The sequence below is a fragment of the Tunturiibacter gelidiferens genome (assembly GCF_014201335.1).
Taxonomy (GTDB): Bacteria; Acidobacteriota; Terriglobia; order Terriglobales; family Acidobacteriaceae; genus Edaphobacter; species Edaphobacter lichenicola_E.
Genome location: NZ_JACHEB010000005.1, coordinates 137142 through 155257, shown reverse-complemented (window position 1 = coordinate 155257; position 18116 = coordinate 137142). Strand labels below are relative to the sequence as shown.

At 57.3% G+C, this 18116-nt stretch carries 15 protein-coding genes; 7 read left to right on the top strand and 8 right to left on the bottom strand.

Annotated features, from left to right (window positions below; translation table 11 throughout):
• Position 1 precedes the first annotated feature (1 nt).
• Entirely contained in the window at positions 2-589 is a 588-nt protein-coding gene (locus HDF14_RS11910) for a hypothetical protein (protein ID WP_183976868.1), read from the top strand.
• Positions 590-922: 333 nt separating this feature from the next.
• On the opposite strand, the gene typA is transcribed toward HDF14_RS11910, so the two are convergent.
• A complete protein-coding gene (gene typA / locus HDF14_RS11905; protein ID WP_183976866.1) occupies positions 923-2755 on the bottom strand; it encodes a translational GTPase TypA in 1833 nt (610 codons plus the stop codon).
• Between the two features lie 248 nt (positions 2756-3003).
• On the opposite strand from typA, the gene HDF14_RS11900 reads away from it, so the two are divergent.
• Genes HDF14_RS11900 through HDF14_RS11880 form a run of 5 tightly spaced genes read left to right on the top strand, consistent with a single transcriptional unit; the run spans position 3004 to position 8200 of the window.
• Positions 3004-3639 (top strand): cysteine dioxygenase, encoded by a 636-nt coding sequence (locus tag HDF14_RS11900; protein WP_183976864.1) that lies wholly within the window; start codon positions 3004-3006, stop codon positions 3637-3639.
• Positions 3640-3688: 49 nt separating this feature from the next.
• Positions 3689-5155 carry a circularly permuted type 2 ATP-grasp protein gene (locus HDF14_RS11895; protein WP_183976862.1) on the top strand — a complete coding sequence of 489 codons (1467 nt, stop codon included), beginning with the start codon at positions 3689-3691 and terminating at the stop codon, positions 5153-5155.
• Between the two features lie 12 nt (positions 5156-5167).
• Positions 5168-6154 (top strand): alpha-E domain-containing protein, encoded by a 987-nt coding sequence (locus HDF14_RS11890; protein ID WP_183977440.1) that lies wholly within the window; start codon positions 5168-5170, stop codon positions 6152-6154.
• On the top strand, positions 6155-7165 hold the full coding sequence (locus tag HDF14_RS11885; RefSeq protein ID WP_183976860.1) for an acyltransferase family protein: 1011 nt from the start codon (positions 6155-6157) through the stop codon (positions 7163-7165).
• Between the two features lie 39 nt (positions 7166-7204).
• Positions 7205-8200: a transglutaminase family protein gene (locus HDF14_RS11880; RefSeq protein WP_183976858.1), complete on the top strand. Its 996-nt coding sequence runs from the start codon at positions 7205-7207 to the stop codon at positions 8198-8200.
• On the opposite strand, the gene HDF14_RS11875 is transcribed toward HDF14_RS11880, so the two are convergent.
• The 6 genes from HDF14_RS11875 to HDF14_RS11850 form a co-directional block, all read right to left on the bottom strand.
• Entirely contained in the window at positions 8197-8964 is a 768-nt protein-coding gene (locus HDF14_RS11875; RefSeq protein WP_183976856.1) for an SDR family oxidoreductase, read from the bottom strand. The genes HDF14_RS11880 and HDF14_RS11875 overlap by 4 nt on opposite strands.
• A gap of 19 nt (positions 8965-8983) precedes the next feature.
• The gene (locus HDF14_RS11870; RefSeq protein ID WP_183976854.1) at positions 8984-10336 is read right to left on the bottom strand and encodes an FAD-binding oxidoreductase; all 1353 of its coding nucleotides are present in this window, start codon (positions 10334-10336) and stop codon (positions 8984-8986) included.
• Positions 10337-10425: 89 nt separating this feature from the next.
• Positions 10426-10827, bottom strand: a complete 402-nt coding sequence (gene rplT, locus HDF14_RS11865; RefSeq protein WP_183976852.1) for a 50S ribosomal protein L20 — start codon at positions 10825-10827, stop codon at positions 10426-10428.
• Positions 10828-11069: 242 nt separating this feature from the next.
• Positions 11070-11267: a 50S ribosomal protein L35 gene (gene rpmI, locus HDF14_RS11860; RefSeq protein WP_158790949.1), complete on the bottom strand. Its 198-nt coding sequence runs from the start codon at positions 11265-11267 to the stop codon at positions 11070-11072.
• 185 nt (positions 11268-11452) lie between these two features.
• On the bottom strand, positions 11453-12073 hold the full coding sequence (locus HDF14_RS11855) for a GNAT family N-acetyltransferase (protein ID WP_221304661.1): 621 nt from the start codon (positions 12071-12073) through the stop codon (positions 11453-11455).
• A gap of 99 nt (positions 12074-12172) precedes the next feature.
• Positions 12173-12439, bottom strand: a complete 267-nt coding sequence (locus HDF14_RS11850) for a hypothetical protein (protein WP_183976850.1) — start codon at positions 12437-12439, stop codon at positions 12173-12175.
• Between the two features lie 293 nt (positions 12440-12732).
• Between HDF14_RS11850 and gyrB the strand changes: the two genes are divergently transcribed.
• The gene (gene gyrB, locus HDF14_RS11845) at positions 12733-15384 is read left to right on the top strand and encodes a DNA topoisomerase (ATP-hydrolyzing) subunit B (protein ID WP_183976848.1); all 2652 of its coding nucleotides are present in this window, start codon (positions 12733-12735) and stop codon (positions 15382-15384) included.
• Positions 15385-15435: 51 nt separating this feature from the next.
• On the opposite strand, the gene HDF14_RS11840 is transcribed toward gyrB, so the two are convergent.
• Positions 15436-18012, bottom strand: a complete 2577-nt coding sequence (locus HDF14_RS11840; protein WP_183976846.1) for a beta-glucosidase — start codon at positions 18010-18012, stop codon at positions 15436-15438.
• Positions 18013-18116 lie beyond the last annotated feature (104 nt).

The window sequence follows — 18116 nt, the reverse complement described above, 5'->3', positions numbered from 1 at the left end:
CATGTCAAATACAACGCCCTACGAACCCCTGCAAGCACATCTACGAAACCTCTACTTCACCCGAACCGTAGTCCAACTGCTGTGGGCTGCCCTTGTCCTGGTAAACGCAATCAGTCATCCTCAATTGGCAGCCGGACTCCTGATCTTCTACCCTCTCTGGGATGTAGCCTGCACTGTATATGACCTCAGAGCTTCGACTCGTTCCGTCTCCGGCCCTCCCACCGCACAATACGTGAATGCCGTCCTGGGAATCCTCGCTGCGATCGGAATCTTGCTCACCGTCTTCAAGTCTCCTCAGCAGGCCGTCGTGACATTTGGTGCCTGGGCCTCCGCCGCCGGACTTGCGCAACTTGCAGTCGGCATCTTTCGCAGGAAACAGTTGGGCGGTCAGTGGGCGATGATCTTAAGCGGTTTACAGTCCGCTGCAGCAGGTGTGGCCTTTATCTTAGGCGGCCTCCACGGAAAGACACATATCAAGGATCTGGGAGGCTATGCGATCTTTGGCGGAGTTTACTTTCTCATTGCTGGCTTCCTGCTGCACCGAAAGCTATCTCAGGTTTCAAAGAGCGGCGTCGCCACCGAACGCTGAGGCTGAGCGGCGGCATACGCTACGACCACATTGTCGCCGCTTCAATCGTAGAACTCGATCATCACATCCTCAGTCGCCAGACTCAGAGGAAAATAAACTTCAAAAACGTGTCACATTTTCAGAAGCCGAAAAAGTCGATGCTTAAACTCCACGTCCACCACGCAAAACACCATCCTCACACCACAAAAACACGACACCAAAACACCCACTTTTCGCAAATACCCCTGCAAAAAGCCACATCCACCACGAAATAATTTTTTCTTCCCACCCACAAAAAAAACAACGGCCGAACCCAAAGGTCCGGCCGCCAAACCAAACATATTTCGTCAGCAACTATTCGCTGCTGCCCTTACGAGGACGCCGGTTAGCCTGCAGCACCTTCTTGCGCATGCGCAACGACTTAGGCGTAACTTCAACCAGCTCATCATCCGCGATGAACTCGATGCACTGCTCGAGGGTGAGCTGCTTGTAGGGCACGAGGCGGACGGCATCGTCCGAGCCCGAGGCGCGCATGTTCGAGAGCTTCTTTTCGCGGACGCAGTTGACGTCGAGATCGTTGTCGCGCGAGTGTTCGCCGACGACCATGCCCTCGTAGACTTCAACACCGTCGGAGACGAAGAGAACGCCGCGATCCTGAAGGCCTTCGAGCGCGTAGGCAGTGGTGGTGCCCTGGCGGTCGGAGATCAATGCACCCGAGAGACGCTGCGGAATCTCACCCTGGTAGGCGATGTAGCCGTCGAGGATGGAGTTCATGATGATGGTGCCGCGGGTTTCGGTGAGCATCTCGGAGCGGAGGCCGATGAGACCGCGCGAGGGGATGCGGAACTCCATGCGGACGCGGCCTGAGCCGTGGTTGACCATCTTGACCATCTCGCCTTTTCTTGGTCCGAGGCGCTCGATAACGGTGCCGACGAAGTTTTCGGGGACGTCGATGGAGAGGTGTTCGACCGGCTCCATCACGGCGTCGTCAATCTTCTTGGTGACGATCTCGGGACGGCTTGCCATCAGTTCGAAGCCTTCGCGACGCATCATTTCGATGAGGATGCCGAGTTGAAGTTCGCCACGTCCGAGGACTTTGAACGAATCGGGGGAACCGGTGTCCTGCATCTTGAGGGAGACGTTGGTGAGGAGCTCTTTTTCAAGACGGTCGCGGAGATTGCGCGAGGTGACGAACTTTCCTTCCCGTCCGGCAAAGGGCGAGTTGTTGACGTTGAACTGAATGGCGATCGTCGGCTCGTCAATGGTGATCTGCGGCAGAGGCTGCGGGTTCTCGAGATCGCAGAAGCTTTCGCCGATGAAGATGCCGGGGATACCGGCGATGGCGACGATGTCGCCTACCTGGGTCTCTTCGATGTCGGTGCGCTTGAGGCCGGAAAAGCTGAAGAGCTTGGTGATCTTGTGCTTGGTGAAGGTGCCGTCGATCTTGGCGACGGTGTACTCCTGGCCGGTGCGCATGGTGCCGTTGAAGACACGGCCAATGGCGAGACGACCAAGGTAGTCGGAGTAGTCGAGGTTTGTGACCAGGATCTGGAGGGTACCTTCGGGGTCGCCTTTGGAGACGGGGATGGTCTGAACGATCTGCTCGAAGAGGGGCTGGAGGTCTGTGCCGGGAGTCGCAAGATCTGCGGTGGCGGTGCCCAGCTTGCCGTTGGTGTAGAGGACGGGGAAGTCGAGGACGGACTCGTCGGCGTCGAGGTCGATGAACAGGTCATAGACTTCGTTGAGGACTTCCTGGGGACGCGCGTCGGGGCGGTCGATCTTGTTGATGACTACCATCGGCGTAAGGCCGGCTTCGAGGGCCTTCGAGAGCACGTAGCGGGTCTGAGGCAGAGGGCCTTCGGACGCATCGACGAGGAGGACGACGCCATCGACCATCTTGAGGGCGCGTTCTACTTCACCGCCGAAGTCGGCGTGGCCCGGGGTGTCGACGATGTTGATCTTGTTATCGTGATAGTAGAGGGCGGTGTTCTTGGCGAGAATGGTAATGCCGCGCTCTTTTTCAAGATCGTTGGAGTCCATGACGCGGTCGGCGACGGCTTCGTTGGAGCGGAAGGTGCCTGACTGGCGCAGCATGGCGTCGACGAGGGTGGTTTTGCCATGATCGACGTGGGCGATGATAGCGATGTTGAAGATTGGCTTAACGGCTATTGCGGTTGAGTTGCTCACTCGGGTTTACATCCTGTCTGGGCGCTTGATAATGGTTTTTTTGGGGAAGTGCGCGTCTCTCCTAGTTTACAGCAGTTGAGGGTAAATTGGCCTAAATGACGGAATCGAGAGGCGAATTGTGGCTGGAATTAGCGGAATGCTTATGTTTGGCGGTGGTAGGGTGCTGCGATGCGGTTGAGATCAGTCGATGTGGGTTGCGGGAGTATGCTTGATAGGGACGGCAGCCTGGTGCCGGGTACGGTGAGCATATGAACAAGGGTAGAACGATCGATGATACGCATCCACTGCATACGTCGGTTGGAGATTTTGTCGCGGGCCTGAAGGAGTTGGAGCGGGACCTGATTACGAAGGATCGGATTGCGGAGTATATGGCCGCGACGACCCTACGGCCGGAGGCACTTCAGCACTACATCTGGTGGCGAGATAGTTTTTATACGCGGAATTTGATCTATCGGGATGAGTTGTTTGAGGTGATGACGATCTGCTGGTCTCCGGGGCAGAAGACGGCGATTCATACGCATAACGGGCAGCTGGGATGGATGACGGTGTCCCAGGGTGAGGTGCTGACGCACGAGTTTCACCATACGAGCTGTAATGCTCCGCAGAACCAGAATGTGGTGAATATCGATTGCCTGGGTGGGGCGACGGAGTTGCAGATCGATAAAGTGCGGACGGTGGGGTGCGCGGAAGGCACGGGAATGGTCACGGTGGATAAGCTGCAGACGATTCACCAGATCGAGAATGCCAGTAAGGGCGGGTGTGTGAGCCTGCATGTCTACTCTAAGCCCTTTGATTCTTGCATCGCGTTCGATCTGGAGAAGCAGCGGTGCTATCGGCGGCAGTTGAGCTACTTCAGCAAGGACGGGGAGCTGGTGGAGAAGTAGAGATTGGGTTTGGTGGCGTGGGGATGTGCCGCTATACTCAAGGCTCCCAATGCATCCAGCTCAATCATCCCAGTTCGAGCATGCGGCTCTGAAAAACTATCTGCTGGACCATGCCTATGATGAGATGTTCCTAGGGCAGAGCGATCTGCGTCGGCACTGCGAGCCTTTGCTGGATCACTTTTTGTCGCTGCCTCCCGAGGAGTTGCAACGAAGGAAGCAGTCTGCCGATCTCAGCTTTCTGAACCAGGGCATCACGTTTACGGTGTATGGACGCGAAGAGGGGACGGAGAAGATCTTTCCGTATGACCTGATTCCGCGAATCATTACGGCCGCCGAGTGGGAGACGGTGGAGCATGGGCTGACGCAGCGGATTACGGCACTGAATCTTTTCTTGAGGGACATCTATAACGAGGGACGAATTCTGGATGACGGAATCGTGCCGCGTGAGGTGGTGTATAGCTGCAAACACTATCGCCGGCAGATGATGGGGTTGCAGGTTCCGCGGAATGTTTATATCGCCGTGTGCGGGACGGATCTGATTCGGCTGGAGAGCGGCGAGTTTGTGGTGCTGGAGGATAATCTTCGCGTTCCGAGCGGGGTCAGCTACATGCTGACTAACCGCAGGGTGATGAAGAGGATCTTTCCGCAACTGTTTCGCAGCTATAACGTGAGGCCGATTGAGCAGTACACGCAGCTGCTGCTGGGGACTCTGCGGTCGCTCGCACCCGAGGGGCGGCCGGAGCCGAACATTGTTCTGCTTTCACCGGGGGTGTTCAACTCGGCCTACTTTGAGCATGCGTATCTTGCTCGGCAGATGGGGATCGAGCTGGTGGAGGGGCGCGATCTAGTGACGCATGACAATGTCGTGTACATGCGCACGACGATTGGGTTGCGGCGGGTGGATGTGATCTATCGACGTGTGGACGATGACTTCATCGATCCGCTGGCGTTTCGTGGGGATTCGATTCTTGGAGTCGCGGGGTTGTTCAATGCTTACCGCGCGGGGAATGTGACGCTGGCGAATGCGTTCGGGACAGGTGTGGCCGATGACAAAGCGCTGTATGCGTATGTTCCGGAGATCATCAAGTACTACCTGAGCGAAGAGCCGGTGCTGAAGAATGTCGAGACGTATTTGTTGACCAGACCTAAGGAGCGGCAGCACGTGCTGGCGAATCTCGACAAGCTGGTGGTGAAGGCGGTAGGTGAGAGCGGCGGGTATGGGATGCTGATTGGGCCGCAGTCGACCAAGGCGGAGCAGGAGGAGTTCGCGCGGAAGATTGAGGCGGATCCGAGGAACTATATTGCTCAACCGACGATCTCGTTTTCGCGGGCGCCTTGTTTGATCGGTGATGAACTGCAGCCGCGCCATGTGGATCTGCGGCCTTATGTGCTGTACGGCGATAAGGTGACGATTGTGCCGGGCGGGTTGACGCGGGTTGCATTGAACCAGGGATCTCTGGTGGTGAACTCTTCGCAGGGTGGTGGGAGTAAAGATACGTGGGTGCTGAGTCAGTGAAGGGGGATGTCGATGCTGTCGCGGGTTGCGGATAGTTTGTACTGGATGAGCCGGTATCTCGAGCGCGCGGAACATACAACGCGGCTGCTGGATGTGAATCTGAACCTGATGCTGGACGAGAGTCCGATCAGCGCAGAGCGCCGATGGAAGAGGGTGCTGCAGGCTCTGGGCGGCCCGAAGAATATCGAGTGGACCGGGGAGCCGTATGCGCTGACGCAGGCGCTGACCTTCGACACGGAGAACAAGGCTTCGATTTTGTCGTGCATTATTGCGGCGAGGGAGAACTCGCGGCATGTGAGAGAGCAGATTTCGACGGAGCAGTGGCATCGTCTGAACAGCCTTTACCTGCAGGTGACGCGGCCGGAGTTGCAGCATCGTACGCAGTCGGAGGCCTTTGGGGCAGGAGTTACGCAACCCAGTGAGTTTCTGCAGTCGGTGTTGGAGGCTGCGCATCAGTTTCAGGGTGTTACCGATTCGACGATGAATCACGGCGAGGGCTGGCAGTTTATTCAGGTGGGACGGTACATTGAGCGAGCGAGCGCGACGGCGCTGTTGCTCCAGGCGTACCACATCGATCTGTGGGGGTACCCTGAAAGGGCGACCGATGGCAATGAGTACCTGGACTGGATGGGGCTGTTGCGTTCTGCGACCGCGTTTGAGGCGTACTGCAAGGTATACACCGCCGACCTGACTCCAGAGCAGATCTTCGAGTTTCTTCTGCTCGATGAAGAGTTTCCACACTCAGTTCGATTTTCGATCGATAGTCTGCAGTGCGCGCTCGAGAAGATTCAGGGGGACAGCGGCAGGAGCCGCGCTGAGGGCTTACGTCGGTTGAGCGGGCGGCTGCAGTCGTCGCTAAACTACAGCAGTGTGGACGAGATTTTGAATCAGGATGTGGTGGCGTACCTGGGGGGTATCCAGGCTCAGTGTCGAGCGATTCATGAGACGATCTACGAGTTGTACGTGGACTATTCCATTCAGGCGGCACTGGCAGGGTAGATGATCGAACAGGGACAGACGGCAGCCGCAACATTGGAGCCGATCACCAGCGGGAAGCGATCAAATATTGTGGACCTTGTGAAGGGTCTTGCGATCATCCTGGTCGTCTATGGCCATACGGCACAAGGGGTCGAGCACCGGGGCTGGTGGACGGGTCCAGGGATGGCAATCTCTGAAAATTTCATTTACAGCTTTCACATGCCTGCATTTTTCTTTGTCTCGGGGCTGTTTGTGTTGGGGAGCATTCGGCGACGAGGAGCGAGCGACTTCACTCTCGAAAAGGTGAAGACGATTCTGTATCCCTATTTGCTGTTCGCTGTCATCTCCGCGGCGCTCGGTCCCGTGATCGGGCGATTCCAGGTAAGCTATTCTCCTTTTCACTGGAAGACATTTCTGATGAACGTTGCGGACGGAAGCGTGAGCTGGTTCCTGTTCACGTTGTTCTTCTGTCTTATGGTGGCGTTATTGACGTCTCGGCTTCCGAACTGGCTGCGGTTTTTGCTCGCGGTGGTGGCTGCGATAGCGCCGGCCTACGGTTCGTACATCATGAACCGCGTGCAGTGGGAGTTCTGCTTTGTAGCTGCCGGAATGTGGGTCGGCCATCAGATCTTTCGGCTGGAACGTGTCCCAAAGTGGATGGCTGCCATTGGCTTTGTGCTGGTGGCTGCATTTCAGTTCGCGGCTACTTATTTCTATGGGTACCCGAATCGGTGGACCTATATCGGTCTGGGTCTGACCGGGACCGCCGCACTTCTTCTACTTGCGCGGGTGCTTGAGAATCACCGGGTGGGCGTGGCGCTGGTGTGGGTGGGACGAGCGTCGCTGGCGATCTTCCTGTTGAGCGCGTTTGCGCAGGGAGCGACTCGAACCGTGTTGTCGAGCGTGTTTCATACGAATAACCTTTGGCTGCAATTGTTATTGCCGACGGCGTTCGCGACCGTTCTACCTGCTATTGTTTGGTATCAGCAGGACCGATGGCGGCTCGGCTGGCTCTTTAACTGGCCGTTTTAGAAGATGCAGCATATCCCGCGAAATCGAAAGGGAGAGGTTATGTACTATTCGATTCGCCATCTGACGAAGTTCCTGTACAGCAACCAAGTCAGCGAGAGCATGATGGAGACGCGGATGCACCCGCGAAGCGATCAGAATCAGCGCTGCCTGACGTTTCATCTTTCGGTGAGCCCGCGATGCAGAGTCTTCAGCTATCGCGACCATCTGTCGAATCATGTTCACCACTTCGACATTCCTGGGATGCATGGGCAGTTGGTGATTGTTGCCGAGTCGCTGGTAGAGGTGCAACCGGCGGCACAGGTCCCGGCATTTCTGGCGCCGGACGCGTGGGCGGATCTGGACGCCATGGTGGAGCAGGGCGACTACTGGGAGATGCTGCTGCCGAGTGAGTTTACTGCGCCGACGCCGGCGCTGGACGCTCTGGCTCGGGAGCTGGATGTGCGGCGCAGAGATGATCCGCTGATGGTGCTCCATCACTTGAATCAGCAGATCTATGAGTACTTCGACTACAAGCCGAAGTCGACCAATGTCGATTCGCCGATCGATCTGGCGTTAGGTACGAAGGCTGGTGTTTGCCAGGACTTCGCGCACATCATGATTACGCTGGTGCGGTCGAAGCTGCGGATTCCCTGTCGCTATGTGAGCGGGTATCTGTTTCATGGTGAGAGCGACATGGACCGGTCGATCAGTTCGGCCACACATGCGTGGATTGAGGCGTTGATTCCGCATCTGGGGTGGGTTGGGTTCGATCCGACGAACTGGCTGGTGGCGGGAGATCGGCATATTCGTACCGCGATCGGGCGAGACTATTCCGATGTGCCACCTACCCACGGGATCTTTCGCGGACGCGCCGCGAGTGAGCTGACCGTTGCGGTGAGGGTGACGCCGAGTTTGGGGACTCCGTCGCTCGATCAGGAACTTCCGGTGCCTGAGGACTGGTCGATTCTGGTGGAGAAGGCGACGCAACTACCGGAGCAACCGCCTCCGCCGACGCGGCAACAGCAGATGGCGCAACAGCAGCAGGGCAATAGCTAGAGATTCAACTTTTTGAAGATGCGCTCTGGAATGTTGCGGATGATGAACATGATGGGCTGCCACTGAAACGGGACATAGAGGATGTCTTTGCGCTTGTCGATGGCGCTGACGATAGACTCAGCCACGGATTCAACGTCGGCGAACTTTTCACTCTTCGGCATGTTGGCGGTCATTGCGGTTTTGACGGGGCCGGGCTTGATGGTGAGGACGGTGACGCCTTCGCGGTCGACGCGGTTTCTCAAGCCGCCTAGGAATGCTGACAGGCCGGCTTTTGAGGAGCCGTAGAGGTAGTTGGATTTGCGGCCTCGGTCGCCAGCTACAGAGGATATGACGGCAAGAGTGCCAGCGCGACGCTGGACGCAGAAGTTGGCAAGCCAGGTGAGGAGCGATACGGGGGCGACGAAGTTAGTGTGGAGGATCTGGGCAGCGGTGTTGAAGTCACGCTCGGCTTCGGCCTGATCGCCAAGGACGCCATGGGCGAGGTATGCAATGTCCATGCCGGTGAGGGAGTTGACGGCGTGGGCGAGGAGTGCGGGATGCTGTTCGGTGTCGTCGAGGTCGGCGACGGCGGTGTCGACGTAGCTGGCGCCGCGGGTTTTGAGATCGGCGGCGACTGCGGCGAGTTTTTCGGCGTTGCGGGCGACGAGGAAGAGGCTTGCGCCCTGGAAGGCCCAGATGCGGCAGGTGGCTTCAGCGATGCCAGAGGTGGCGCCGAGGACGAGGATCTTGCGCGGTGGAGTTGTCGCTTGCGGGGTGGTGCTCATAGGCTTGCTGTATCCGGTCTTATGAATTTTGAGTGACGCGCTCCCAGAAGCTGGAGGTAAGGAGGGGGTCACGGTATTGGGCGAAGTGCTGCCATTGGGGGTAGAAGGCCTGGAACTGAGGGGCCGTCATGGCGGCGTCTTTGGCAGGATAGAGGCGGCCGCCGAACTCAAGGGTCATGTCAGCTAAGCGCTGAAAGAGGGGGAAGCTCTTGTCGGGCTTGATGGGGAAGTCGAGGGCGAGGGTGATGCCCGGTTTGGGGAAGCTCATCATGCCGGGAGAGGGTACGTCACCAAAAGCTTTGAGTACGGCGAGAAAGCTGGCGAGGCCTGATTTGGCGACCTCGTGGAGGATGGCGACGGTTCCCTCTTTGGCGTGCTCCCACGGGATGACGTACTGGAACTGGAGGAGTCCGCGCTTGCCGTACATGCGGTTCCAGCGGAGGACCTTGTCAAGTGGATAGAAGAAGGGCTCGTAGTCCTGGAGAGCGACAGCGCGTTTGTGGATCTGCTTATGAAAGAAGGCTGTGTTGAAGAGGCTGACAGTCAGGGCGTTGAGGGCGAAGCCGGGGGCTTCGAAGGGGAAGACAAGCTTTGGCTTGGGCGAAGGTTTGAGGTCGTCTTTTTTCGTTGAGTGGTCGCCCTGCATGAAGACGCCGCGGGCAAAGTTGCGTCCGGTGGAGGTGACGTCGACCCAGCTGACGGTGTACTCGATGTCGTGGGCCTGGTTGGTGAGGTCGAGGAACTCGTCGATGCCGTGGAACTGGATGCCTTCATAGTCGATCTTGCGGGAGACGATGGGTTTGAGACGGAGGGTGGCCCAGGTGATAACGCCGGTGAGACCAAGGCCCCCGATGGTTGCAGAGTAGAACTCGGAGTTCTCTGTTGGGGAGCAGATCATTCGGGAGCCGTCAGAGCGGACGAGCTCGAACTGCGCGATGTGGCGACCGAAGGTTCCGGCGGAGTGATGGTTTTTGCCGTGGATGTCGTTGGCGATTGCTCCACCAAGGGTTACATATTTTGTTCCGGGCGTGACGGGGAGGAAGAAGCCACGGGGGACGGCGAAGTCCAGGATCTGCGCTAGGGTTACGCCGGCTTCGGCAGTGAGGAGGCCGGTCTCAGCGTCGAAGTCGATGAGGCGGTTCATCGCGGTGGTGACGAGGAGGTTGCCGTCCTTGAGCAGGCAAACGTCGCCATAGCTGCGGCCCATACCAACAGGGAGAGCACCGTTGTGGAGGTCGGCGGTGAGGGCGGGAAAATCGCTCTGCCAGTGGAGCGGGAGCAGCTTTGCGCCGTAGGTAGGGTAGCGGCCCCAGGATTCGAAGGGAGCTTGCACTTGAGAGGTAGCTTCCTCTGGTGCGATAGGGTCTGGCATAAGGACAGGATACCGGTTCGCGACGATGGCGGAATTAAAAAGCAAGAGGCACAGCGTGGGCCGTGCCTCTTTTGAAACGGCTGATGCGTTTAGGCAACAGCAGTGCTGCGATTTGCGGCGTGCTTGTCTGCTGCAATCTTCAGGGCTGTCTTTGCCTGCACGGTAAGCGAGGCAAAGCCAGCTGCGTCGTTGGCGGCGATATCGGCGAGGACCTTGCGGTCGAGCTGATTGCCGGCGAGCTTGAGGCCGTTGATGAAGGTCGAGTAGCTCATGCCGTTGATGCGGCAGGCTGCGTTGATACGGACGATCCAGAGCGCGCGGAACTGGCGCTTCTTCTGTTTACGGCCGGTATAGGCGAACTTGAGTCCGCGCTCGACGGCTTCCTGAGCGGCCTGGTAGAGCTTGGATTTGGTGAGGAAGTAACCACTCGCGCGCTTGAGGATCTTTTTGCGGCGATCGTTGCGTTTTGTACTCCGTTTTACACGGGGCATCTTGCTTCTCCTTTTGCGTACTTCGTTTAAGCGGCTGGAGGTAAGGGTCGCATTCTCGTCTCAATCAGAACTAGTGGGTGTTCTGAAGGGACTCGTGAGAACGACGATGTGGCCTCTTCACTCGCTATGCAACTTCAAGTCTCGGTGGAATCGCTAACGCGCTTCCAGGGGCCGGAACGCTTTGCTGGCCCTTTGCTTTTAGACGGCTCGACTTGAACAACTGATGATTCCCTGCCTGACAATCAGGCGTAGGGAAGCATCCGGGCAACCTTGTGGTGATCCGCATCCGAAATAAGCGCCGACCCGCCGAGCTTGCGCTTGGTCTTGGTGGCCTTGGAGGTGAGGATGTGGCGCATCTTAGACTGGCCGCGTTTGAACTTGCCGGTGCCTGTCTTATGAAAGCGCTTGGCTGCGCCGCTGTGTGTCTTCAACTTTGGCATGGTGTTCCTGACGAAAACTGTGTTCTGGACAACTTACTGAGTATATACGAGGATGACGTCCGGCTCGTATCTATTTCCGGGCGGCATGACGGGTTCAAGAGGAACATCCGAGAGGCATTCGGGCAAACTGTTGTTAGCGCTAGGCTTAACGGGGGCTTAAGTGGGGAGACAGGTGAGGATCGGGTCTACGGGAGCGGTTTTTCCATGACGACGAAGTACAGGTCGTCGCGGAGGGGCACGCCGAAGCGCTGGTCTCCGTAAGGAAAGGGCTCGCGTTCGCCAGTGAGGCGGTAGCCCCGGCGTTCGTACCATTCGATAAGGGTGTTGCGAATCCAGATTACGGTTATTCTGACGCGATCGGCGCCCTGGGCCTTTAGGTCACCTTCGGCCTTTGACAGGAGTGTTCTGCCAAGGCCTTCGGCCTGGCGCTGGGGATCGATGGAAAGCATGGATAGATATCCGGCGGAGAATCCGGGGGTGTGCTCAAAAGAGACGCATCCTGCAAGTGGGCCGTGCTCACGGTCCCTCATTAAGAGGATTGTGAGGTTGTCCTTTGTGAGCATGGAGGCGAGCATGCCGGAATCGATCCTCTGGCCGGCTATTATTTTGGCTTCGCTGGCCCAACCGGCCTCTGCGGCTTGACCCCGGTAGGCATTGTTGACGAAGGTGACGAGTTCCTCTATGTCGGCTTCTGAGGCAGTATGGAAGATCATTTCATTGATTATCGTAGTTCCCTTCTCTTTGTTCCCTTCTCTTTTCGAGTGGCCAGCGAGGTTGAGTTGTTTGATAAGGCAGACACAGAGCAAGAAAATGACCCTCCGAAGAGGGTCATTTTGGGTGATTGTCGGGTTCCAGCGAGCATTCGTATGCCTCGACGGGTCAGACTTGGAAGGGCTATTTGCTGATTAGCCTCCCTTGGGGCCAGTCGAGGGTGGGGCTGTGGTGGAGCCGCCGCCACTACCGCCGCTACCGTCGTGTCCGGGGCAGTTGCCGCCTTTACCGCCACCATCATTACCACCGCCATCGTGGCCGTGGTCGTGGTGGCACCAGCCGAACCAGGACCACGAGCTACCACCACTGTCGTGGTCGTGATCACAAGCGAAGGCTGAGGTTGAGGCTGAAAGCAGTGAGAATCCAACAATCGAGACAGCGATCAAACGGTTCAATTTCATTGGTTCACCTCGGGGGAGTTACGAGCCGAAGCATAGCAAGCCATGCGGGTTAGGGGAGTACAACTTTCGAAGCAGCGAGGGAGGTTACCGATGGGCCAAGACGTGCTTCGGGGAGGGCTCTGAGTGGGTACGCCGGAGGGGTTCCGGCCCCCTTCCGCGTGGTATACTTAAGAGACTGAGAACCAGGCTGGAACGTGTATAAAGCGCTGTAACGGCGCGGGTTTTCGCGGATTGCGCGGACACGGAACGGACTGAAAATCCTGCAACTTCAGCAACCCGCTGAACGGAGATACATGGCATCGACTGCAATCCCCACCGAAACTGCTCTTTTAGAGCTTGAAGCTGGCAAAATGAAGGACGCTACCGGAAAAGGAAAAGAAGGTGGCGGCTACTCGGCTGAGAACATTACTGTTCTGGAGGGCTTGGCTGCGGTTCGGCTGAGGCCCGCGATGTATATCGGCTCGACCGGCGAGCAGGGGCTGCATCACCTGGTATATGAGGTAGTTGATAACTCGGTCGACGAAGCGTTGGGTGGGCACGCGACGAAGATCGATGTGACGATCCATGTCGATAATTCGATCACGGTGGTCGACGATGGCCGTGGGATTCCGGTCGACGACAAGGTAATCAATGGCGAGAAGATGCCGGCGGTGCAGGTGGTGCTGACCATGCTGCATGCGGGCGGTAAGTTCGATGCCTCGAACTACAAGGTTTCGGGTGGTCTGCATGGCGTGGGTGTGAGCTGCGTCAATGCGCTGAGCGAGGAGTTTGACGTCGAGATCTGGCGTGACGGTCATGCGTGGGAGCAGGATTACTCGAAGGGTGCGCCGATCAGCAAGCTGCGCAAGATGGGTGCTTCGACGCGCAAGGGCACGAAGGTCCACTTTCTGCCGGACAAGTCGATCTTTACGGTGACGGAGTTCAACTACGACACGCTGGCGCAACGGTTGCGGGAGCTCGCCTTTTTGAATAAGGGGCTGGAGATCCATCTGACGGACCAGCGCACGACGGACCCGAAGACGGGAGAGTTCAAGCACCAGGAGTTCAAGTACATCGGCGGCATTGCGGAGTTCATCAAGCATCTGAATAAAGGCAAGTCTGTGCTGCATGACAAGCCGATCTACATGGAGGCTGAGCGGGATAACGTGGCCATGGAGATTGCGCTGCAGTATAACGACGCCTACTCCGAGACGGTGTTTACGTTTGCCAACAACATCAACACGGTTGACGGTGGGACGCATCTTTCGGGCTTCAAGACGGCGCTGACCAGGACGATCAATGCGGCGGGCCAGTCGCTGGGCCTGTTCAAGGACGTCAAGGAAAACCTGAGCGGCGATGATGTGCGCGAGGGTCTGGTGGTTGTGATCAGTGTGAAGCTGTCGCAGCCGCAGTTCGAAGGACAGACCAAGGGCAAGCTTAACTCGGATATCGCAGGGACGGTGCAGGCGTTTGTGAACGAGCGGCTGGGCGCGTTCCTGGAACAGAATCCGCAGGTCGCGAAGAAGATCATCAATAAGGCAATCGATGCTGCGCGGGCGCGTGAGGCTGCGCGCAAGGCTCGCGACCTGACTCGGCGTAAGGGTGCTCTTGATGGCGGCGGATTGCCGGGTAAGTTGGCGGACTGCTCGGAGAGGCAGCCGGATCGTTGCGAGCTTTATCTTGTCGAGGGAGAGAGCGCCGGTGGAACGGCCAAGCAGGGACGCGATCGGAAGTTCCAGGCGATTCTGCCGTTGAAGGGAAAGATTCTGAACGTCGAGAAGGCCCGCTACGACAAGATGCTGGGCCATGAAGAAATTCGCGCAATGATTACAGCGCTGGGTTGCGGCATTGGTAAAGACGACTTCGACGCGAGTAAGCTGCGGTATGGCAAGTTGATTTTGATGACCGATGCCGACGTAGACGGATCGCACATCCGTACGCTGCTGCTGACTTTCTTCTTCCGGCATATGACGGAGTTGATCAAGCGCGGGCATGTATATATTGCGCAGCCGCCACTGTATCGGATCAAGAAGGGCAAGTTCGAGCAGTACATCAAGGACGATCGCGAGTATGTAAGCGTGATGGTGAAGCGTGCCTCCGATGGCATGGTGATTCGCTACGGCAAGGACGGCAGTCGGCTTGAAGGTGCGGCCCTGACCAAGTACATGGGACAGCTGAACGACTATCTAGGCTTCTTCGATAAGGTGCAGAAGCGGTTGCGGAATGATGACGTCACGCAGGCGTTCGCTGAGCTGTTCGCTCATGAAGGTAAGGACTCTGTGCGACGCGTGGACTTTGAAACGCCCGCGAAGGTCGAGGCCATGCGCGAGCGGCTGGTGGGGATGCAGAAGACCTATCAATTCAAAAATGTTGGCGATGTCGTGATGGATGAGGAGCACAGGAGCTACTCGGTGAGCTATACCGATGCCCAAGGCGCGGTGAGGACGGTTGACTGGGCGCTGGCTTCTGCGCCGGAGAGCCGGCAGATGCTGGCCAAGCACGCACAGATCAAGGAGCAACTGGTGGCGCCGTTCTTTATCGAGTATGCGGCGAAGACCAAGGCCGAGGCCGCTGCAGAAGAGGCTGAGGAGATTGCTTCTGAAGAGGGCGTGGCTGAGATTGCTGCGGCTCCGGGAACTGTGGCGGAGGTAAAGCCGAGCAAGAGAGCGAGCAAGGCGTCTCAGGACCCAGTTGAGAAGCAGACGGCACGCGATGTGTTCGAGTATGTGATCGAACAGGGCAAGAAGGAGTATCAGGTTCAGCGGTACAAGGGTCTGGGCGAGATGACGGCTCCGCAGCTATGGGAGACGACGATGGATCCAGAACGGCGCACACTGCTGCAGGTGAAGCTCGAAGACATTGCGGCCTGTGAAGAGATTTTTACGACTTTGATGGGCGAGGATGTGGAGAGCCGCCGGAAGTTCATCGAAGAAAATGCACTAGATGTGAAGAACCTGGATATTTAGCTCTGATTGCGGCGCCGCACATCGCGGCAACAACCGCAGTGCGAATGCGACCTATTCGCTAACGGGTATTCGGACCGTGTGATCAAGTTGCACTACGGTTTTGGCAAGCACCGTCTCTGCGGAGCTGCCGAGCAAAAGAGTGTAAGAGCCGGCATCGGCCTGCCACTCGCTGGTCGACGGATCGAAGTACGCGAAGCTGCGCGGATCGAGTTCGATGGATAGATGTTTCTGTTCACCCGGTGCGAGCTCAACCCGGAGATATCCCTTCAGCTCTTTTGCAGGGCGCGGAACCGATGGGTTGTTCTGGGAGACGTAGAGCTGAGCTACGGTGGCCCCCGTTACGTTGCCAGTGTTCTTGACGTCGAAGCTTGCCGTGACATGGCCTGTCGCGCTCGATTGCGTCGTAAGGTTCGACATGTTGAAGCTGGTGTAGGAGAGGCCAAAGCCGAAAGGATAGAGAGGTGTCGTGTGACTATGCTCGTAGCCTCGATACCCTACGAAAATGCCCTCCCGATAGACGATCTTGTTCGTGCCAGGATCGGGGTAGTAGTTTGCAAAGCTTGGATTATCGGTGATGATTCGTTCCCAACTAATGGGAAGGTGACCCGAGGGGCTGACGTAGCCAAAGAGTAGTTTTGCGAATGCATTTCCTGCCTCCTCGCCCGAGTACCACGTCGCCAAGATGGCGCGCACGTTGTCTTTCCAGGGAACCACATCCACGCTACCGCCCGAGGTGATCGCGACAACGGTGTTCTTATTCACTGCGGCAACCTGCTGGATCAATTGTTGCTGACCGAAGGGTAACTCGAAGGTGCGATCGCCGCCCTCTGACTCTTCGGTGTTGTTGAATCCAACGGCGAGAACAACCGCGTCGGCCATCTGTGCGATCTTGATCGAATCAGGATCCACGATAGTCGCAAGATCTGCGATGCCCATGCTGACTCCAATGGAAGAAGCTCGACGCTGTGAGTTGACTTCGAGAACTACTTTATGCGGGGCTCTGGTCAAGTCCATCGTGGTCTGGTTCAGGATGTATTTAGGAAGTGTAGTGTTGTCGAAGACCAGGCGATCATCGAAGTAAAGACGGAAGCGGCCATCGGTGTGCACAAAGACCGCGTGGGGACCCGCTTGCTCTGGCGTGAAATATCCTGTCCAACGATCCGATGCCTGGGGAACTTTAAAATCAGAGCCTTTATGGCTATAGAAAGCGTTGATCTCCTGCGGCTCCGGTCTGCGATGGGTGCTGCCTGGAATGAAGACAACTGGCTCGACCGTGGTGGACTGGACTGGCCCCTGTAGGTTTATCTGCGAGTAGTGCTCGACTGTGAGACCGGGCTGGCCGCCGACGATCGCGGTCGTGAAATGAGTGAGGAGTGCAAGCTGGTCCACGGTGTACATCCCCCGAGAGTAGAGGGTCTTCTTTGTGTCCCCAAGCGCATTGCTGATTCCGGTAATGAGGTTTGTGTTTGCGAAGCTGACGACTTCGCCGCTGCCGCCACCGGTGGTCAATGTCTGCACTGCGGTGGGTCCTATTACAGCTATAGTCTTCACCCTCTCCTTGTTGAGGGGAAGAAGTGCTGAGGTGTTCTGCAGCAGGACAGTGCCCTCCAACGCAGCTTGCAACGAAACCTCGCGGCCGTGGAGATTGTATCGGGGAATGCTGAGGTCCAATGCTGGATGATCGAGCCAACCGAAGGTCGCGGCGAGGCGAAGGATGCGTCGGACCTTATCATCGAGCGTGGCCTGAGCGATCGTTCCGTTCGCTAACAGTGGCTCTAGTTTTTCGCTGGAGAAATACTCCCCAAAGGGCATCTCGAGATCCAGGCCCGCATTTGCTGCTGCGGCTGTATCGTGAACAGATGTCCAATCGGACATCAAGACTCCGGGAAAGTGCCACTGCTGCTTGAGAACATTCAGGTCAAGACCACGATTCTGGGTCATATGTTCGCCATTAGTGATGTTATAGCCATCCATCACGGCGCCCACATGAGCTTGTTTCACAGCGGCCTCGAAGGCTGGCATGTAAATCTCGCGGAGCGAGCGCTCATCGATGACTGAATCGGTTTCGTATCGCAGATACTCCGAGTTGTTCCCAAGGTAGTGCTTAACCGTTGCCGCTACACCCTGGCTTTGAACACCACGGATATAGCCGACCGCGGTTCGGGCAGCAAGGAAGGAATCCTCGCCAAAATACTCGAAGTTGCGGCCGTTCATTGGTGTACGGTAGATGTTTACGCCCGGTCCGAGCAGAAAGACCGCGCCTCGCGAACGAGCGTCGCGCCCCAACTCGCGTCCAAGCCGCTCAGCCAGATCGGGATCCCATGAGGCGGCAAGGCCAATGCCACCGGCGTAAGCGATGGTTGGCGCGGGAATGTGAGCACCCACTGGGCCGTCGGCCATCTGAAAATAAGGAATGCCCAGACGAGAAATGGCATGCGTGCGGAACGGAGTGTCTCCACTAATGAGGTCGATCTTCTCTTCCAGCGTCATTCGTGAGAGTAGACCGTCGACTCGAGACTCTATGGCCGGATCATCCGTTCTAAGCGCCTGCGCAGACGCGAATCCTACTAAGCACAGCAACGAGACGAAATGCGCGACGCCTCGCACCGCGCGAAGTTGGAGATTCACCCACGAGCTCCTTTTTTGAGGAATGTGTACTGCGCTCATTGCCAAGAGTACATATCTCACCGCTGGCCAATTATTCCACAACGAACGAGCACTGCAGACATACT

Coding starts and splice junctions, on each gene's coding strand:
- HDF14_RS11910 (WP_183976868.1), top strand. CDS start 2: ATGTCAAATACAACGCCCTACGAACCCCTGCAAGCACATCTACGAAAC.
- HDF14_RS11900 (WP_183976864.1), top strand. CDS start 3,004: ATGAACAAGGGTAGAACGATCGATGATACGCATCCACTGCATACGTCG.
- HDF14_RS11895 (WP_183976862.1), top strand. CDS start 3,689: ATGCATCCAGCTCAATCATCCCAGTTCGAGCATGCGGCTCTGAAAAAC.
- HDF14_RS11890 (WP_183977440.1), top strand. CDS start 5,168: ATGCTGTCGCGGGTTGCGGATAGTTTGTACTGGATGAGCCGGTATCTC.
- HDF14_RS11885 (WP_183976860.1), top strand. CDS start 6,155: ATGATCGAACAGGGACAGACGGCAGCCGCAACATTGGAGCCGATCACC.
- HDF14_RS11880 (WP_183976858.1), top strand. CDS start 7,205: ATGTACTATTCGATTCGCCATCTGACGAAGTTCCTGTACAGCAACCAA.
- HDF14_RS11875 (WP_183976856.1), bottom strand. CDS start 8,964: ATGAGCACCACCCCGCAAGCGACAACTCCACCGCGCAAGATCCTCGTC.
- HDF14_RS11870 (WP_183976854.1), bottom strand. CDS start 10,336: ATGCCAGACCCTATCGCACCAGAGGAAGCTACCTCTCAAGTGCAAGCT.
- rplT (WP_183976852.1), bottom strand. CDS start 10,827: ATGCCCCGTGTAAAACGGAGTACAAAACGCAACGATCGCCGCAAAAAG.
- rpmI (WP_158790949.1), bottom strand. CDS start 11,267: ATGCCAAAGTTGAAGACACACAGCGGCGCAGCCAAGCGCTTTCATAAG.
- HDF14_RS11850 (WP_183976850.1), bottom strand. CDS start 12,439: ATGAAATTGAACCGTTTGATCGCTGTCTCGATTGTTGGATTCTCACTG.
- gyrB (WP_183976848.1), top strand. CDS start 12,733: ATGGCATCGACTGCAATCCCCACCGAAACTGCTCTTTTAGAGCTTGAA.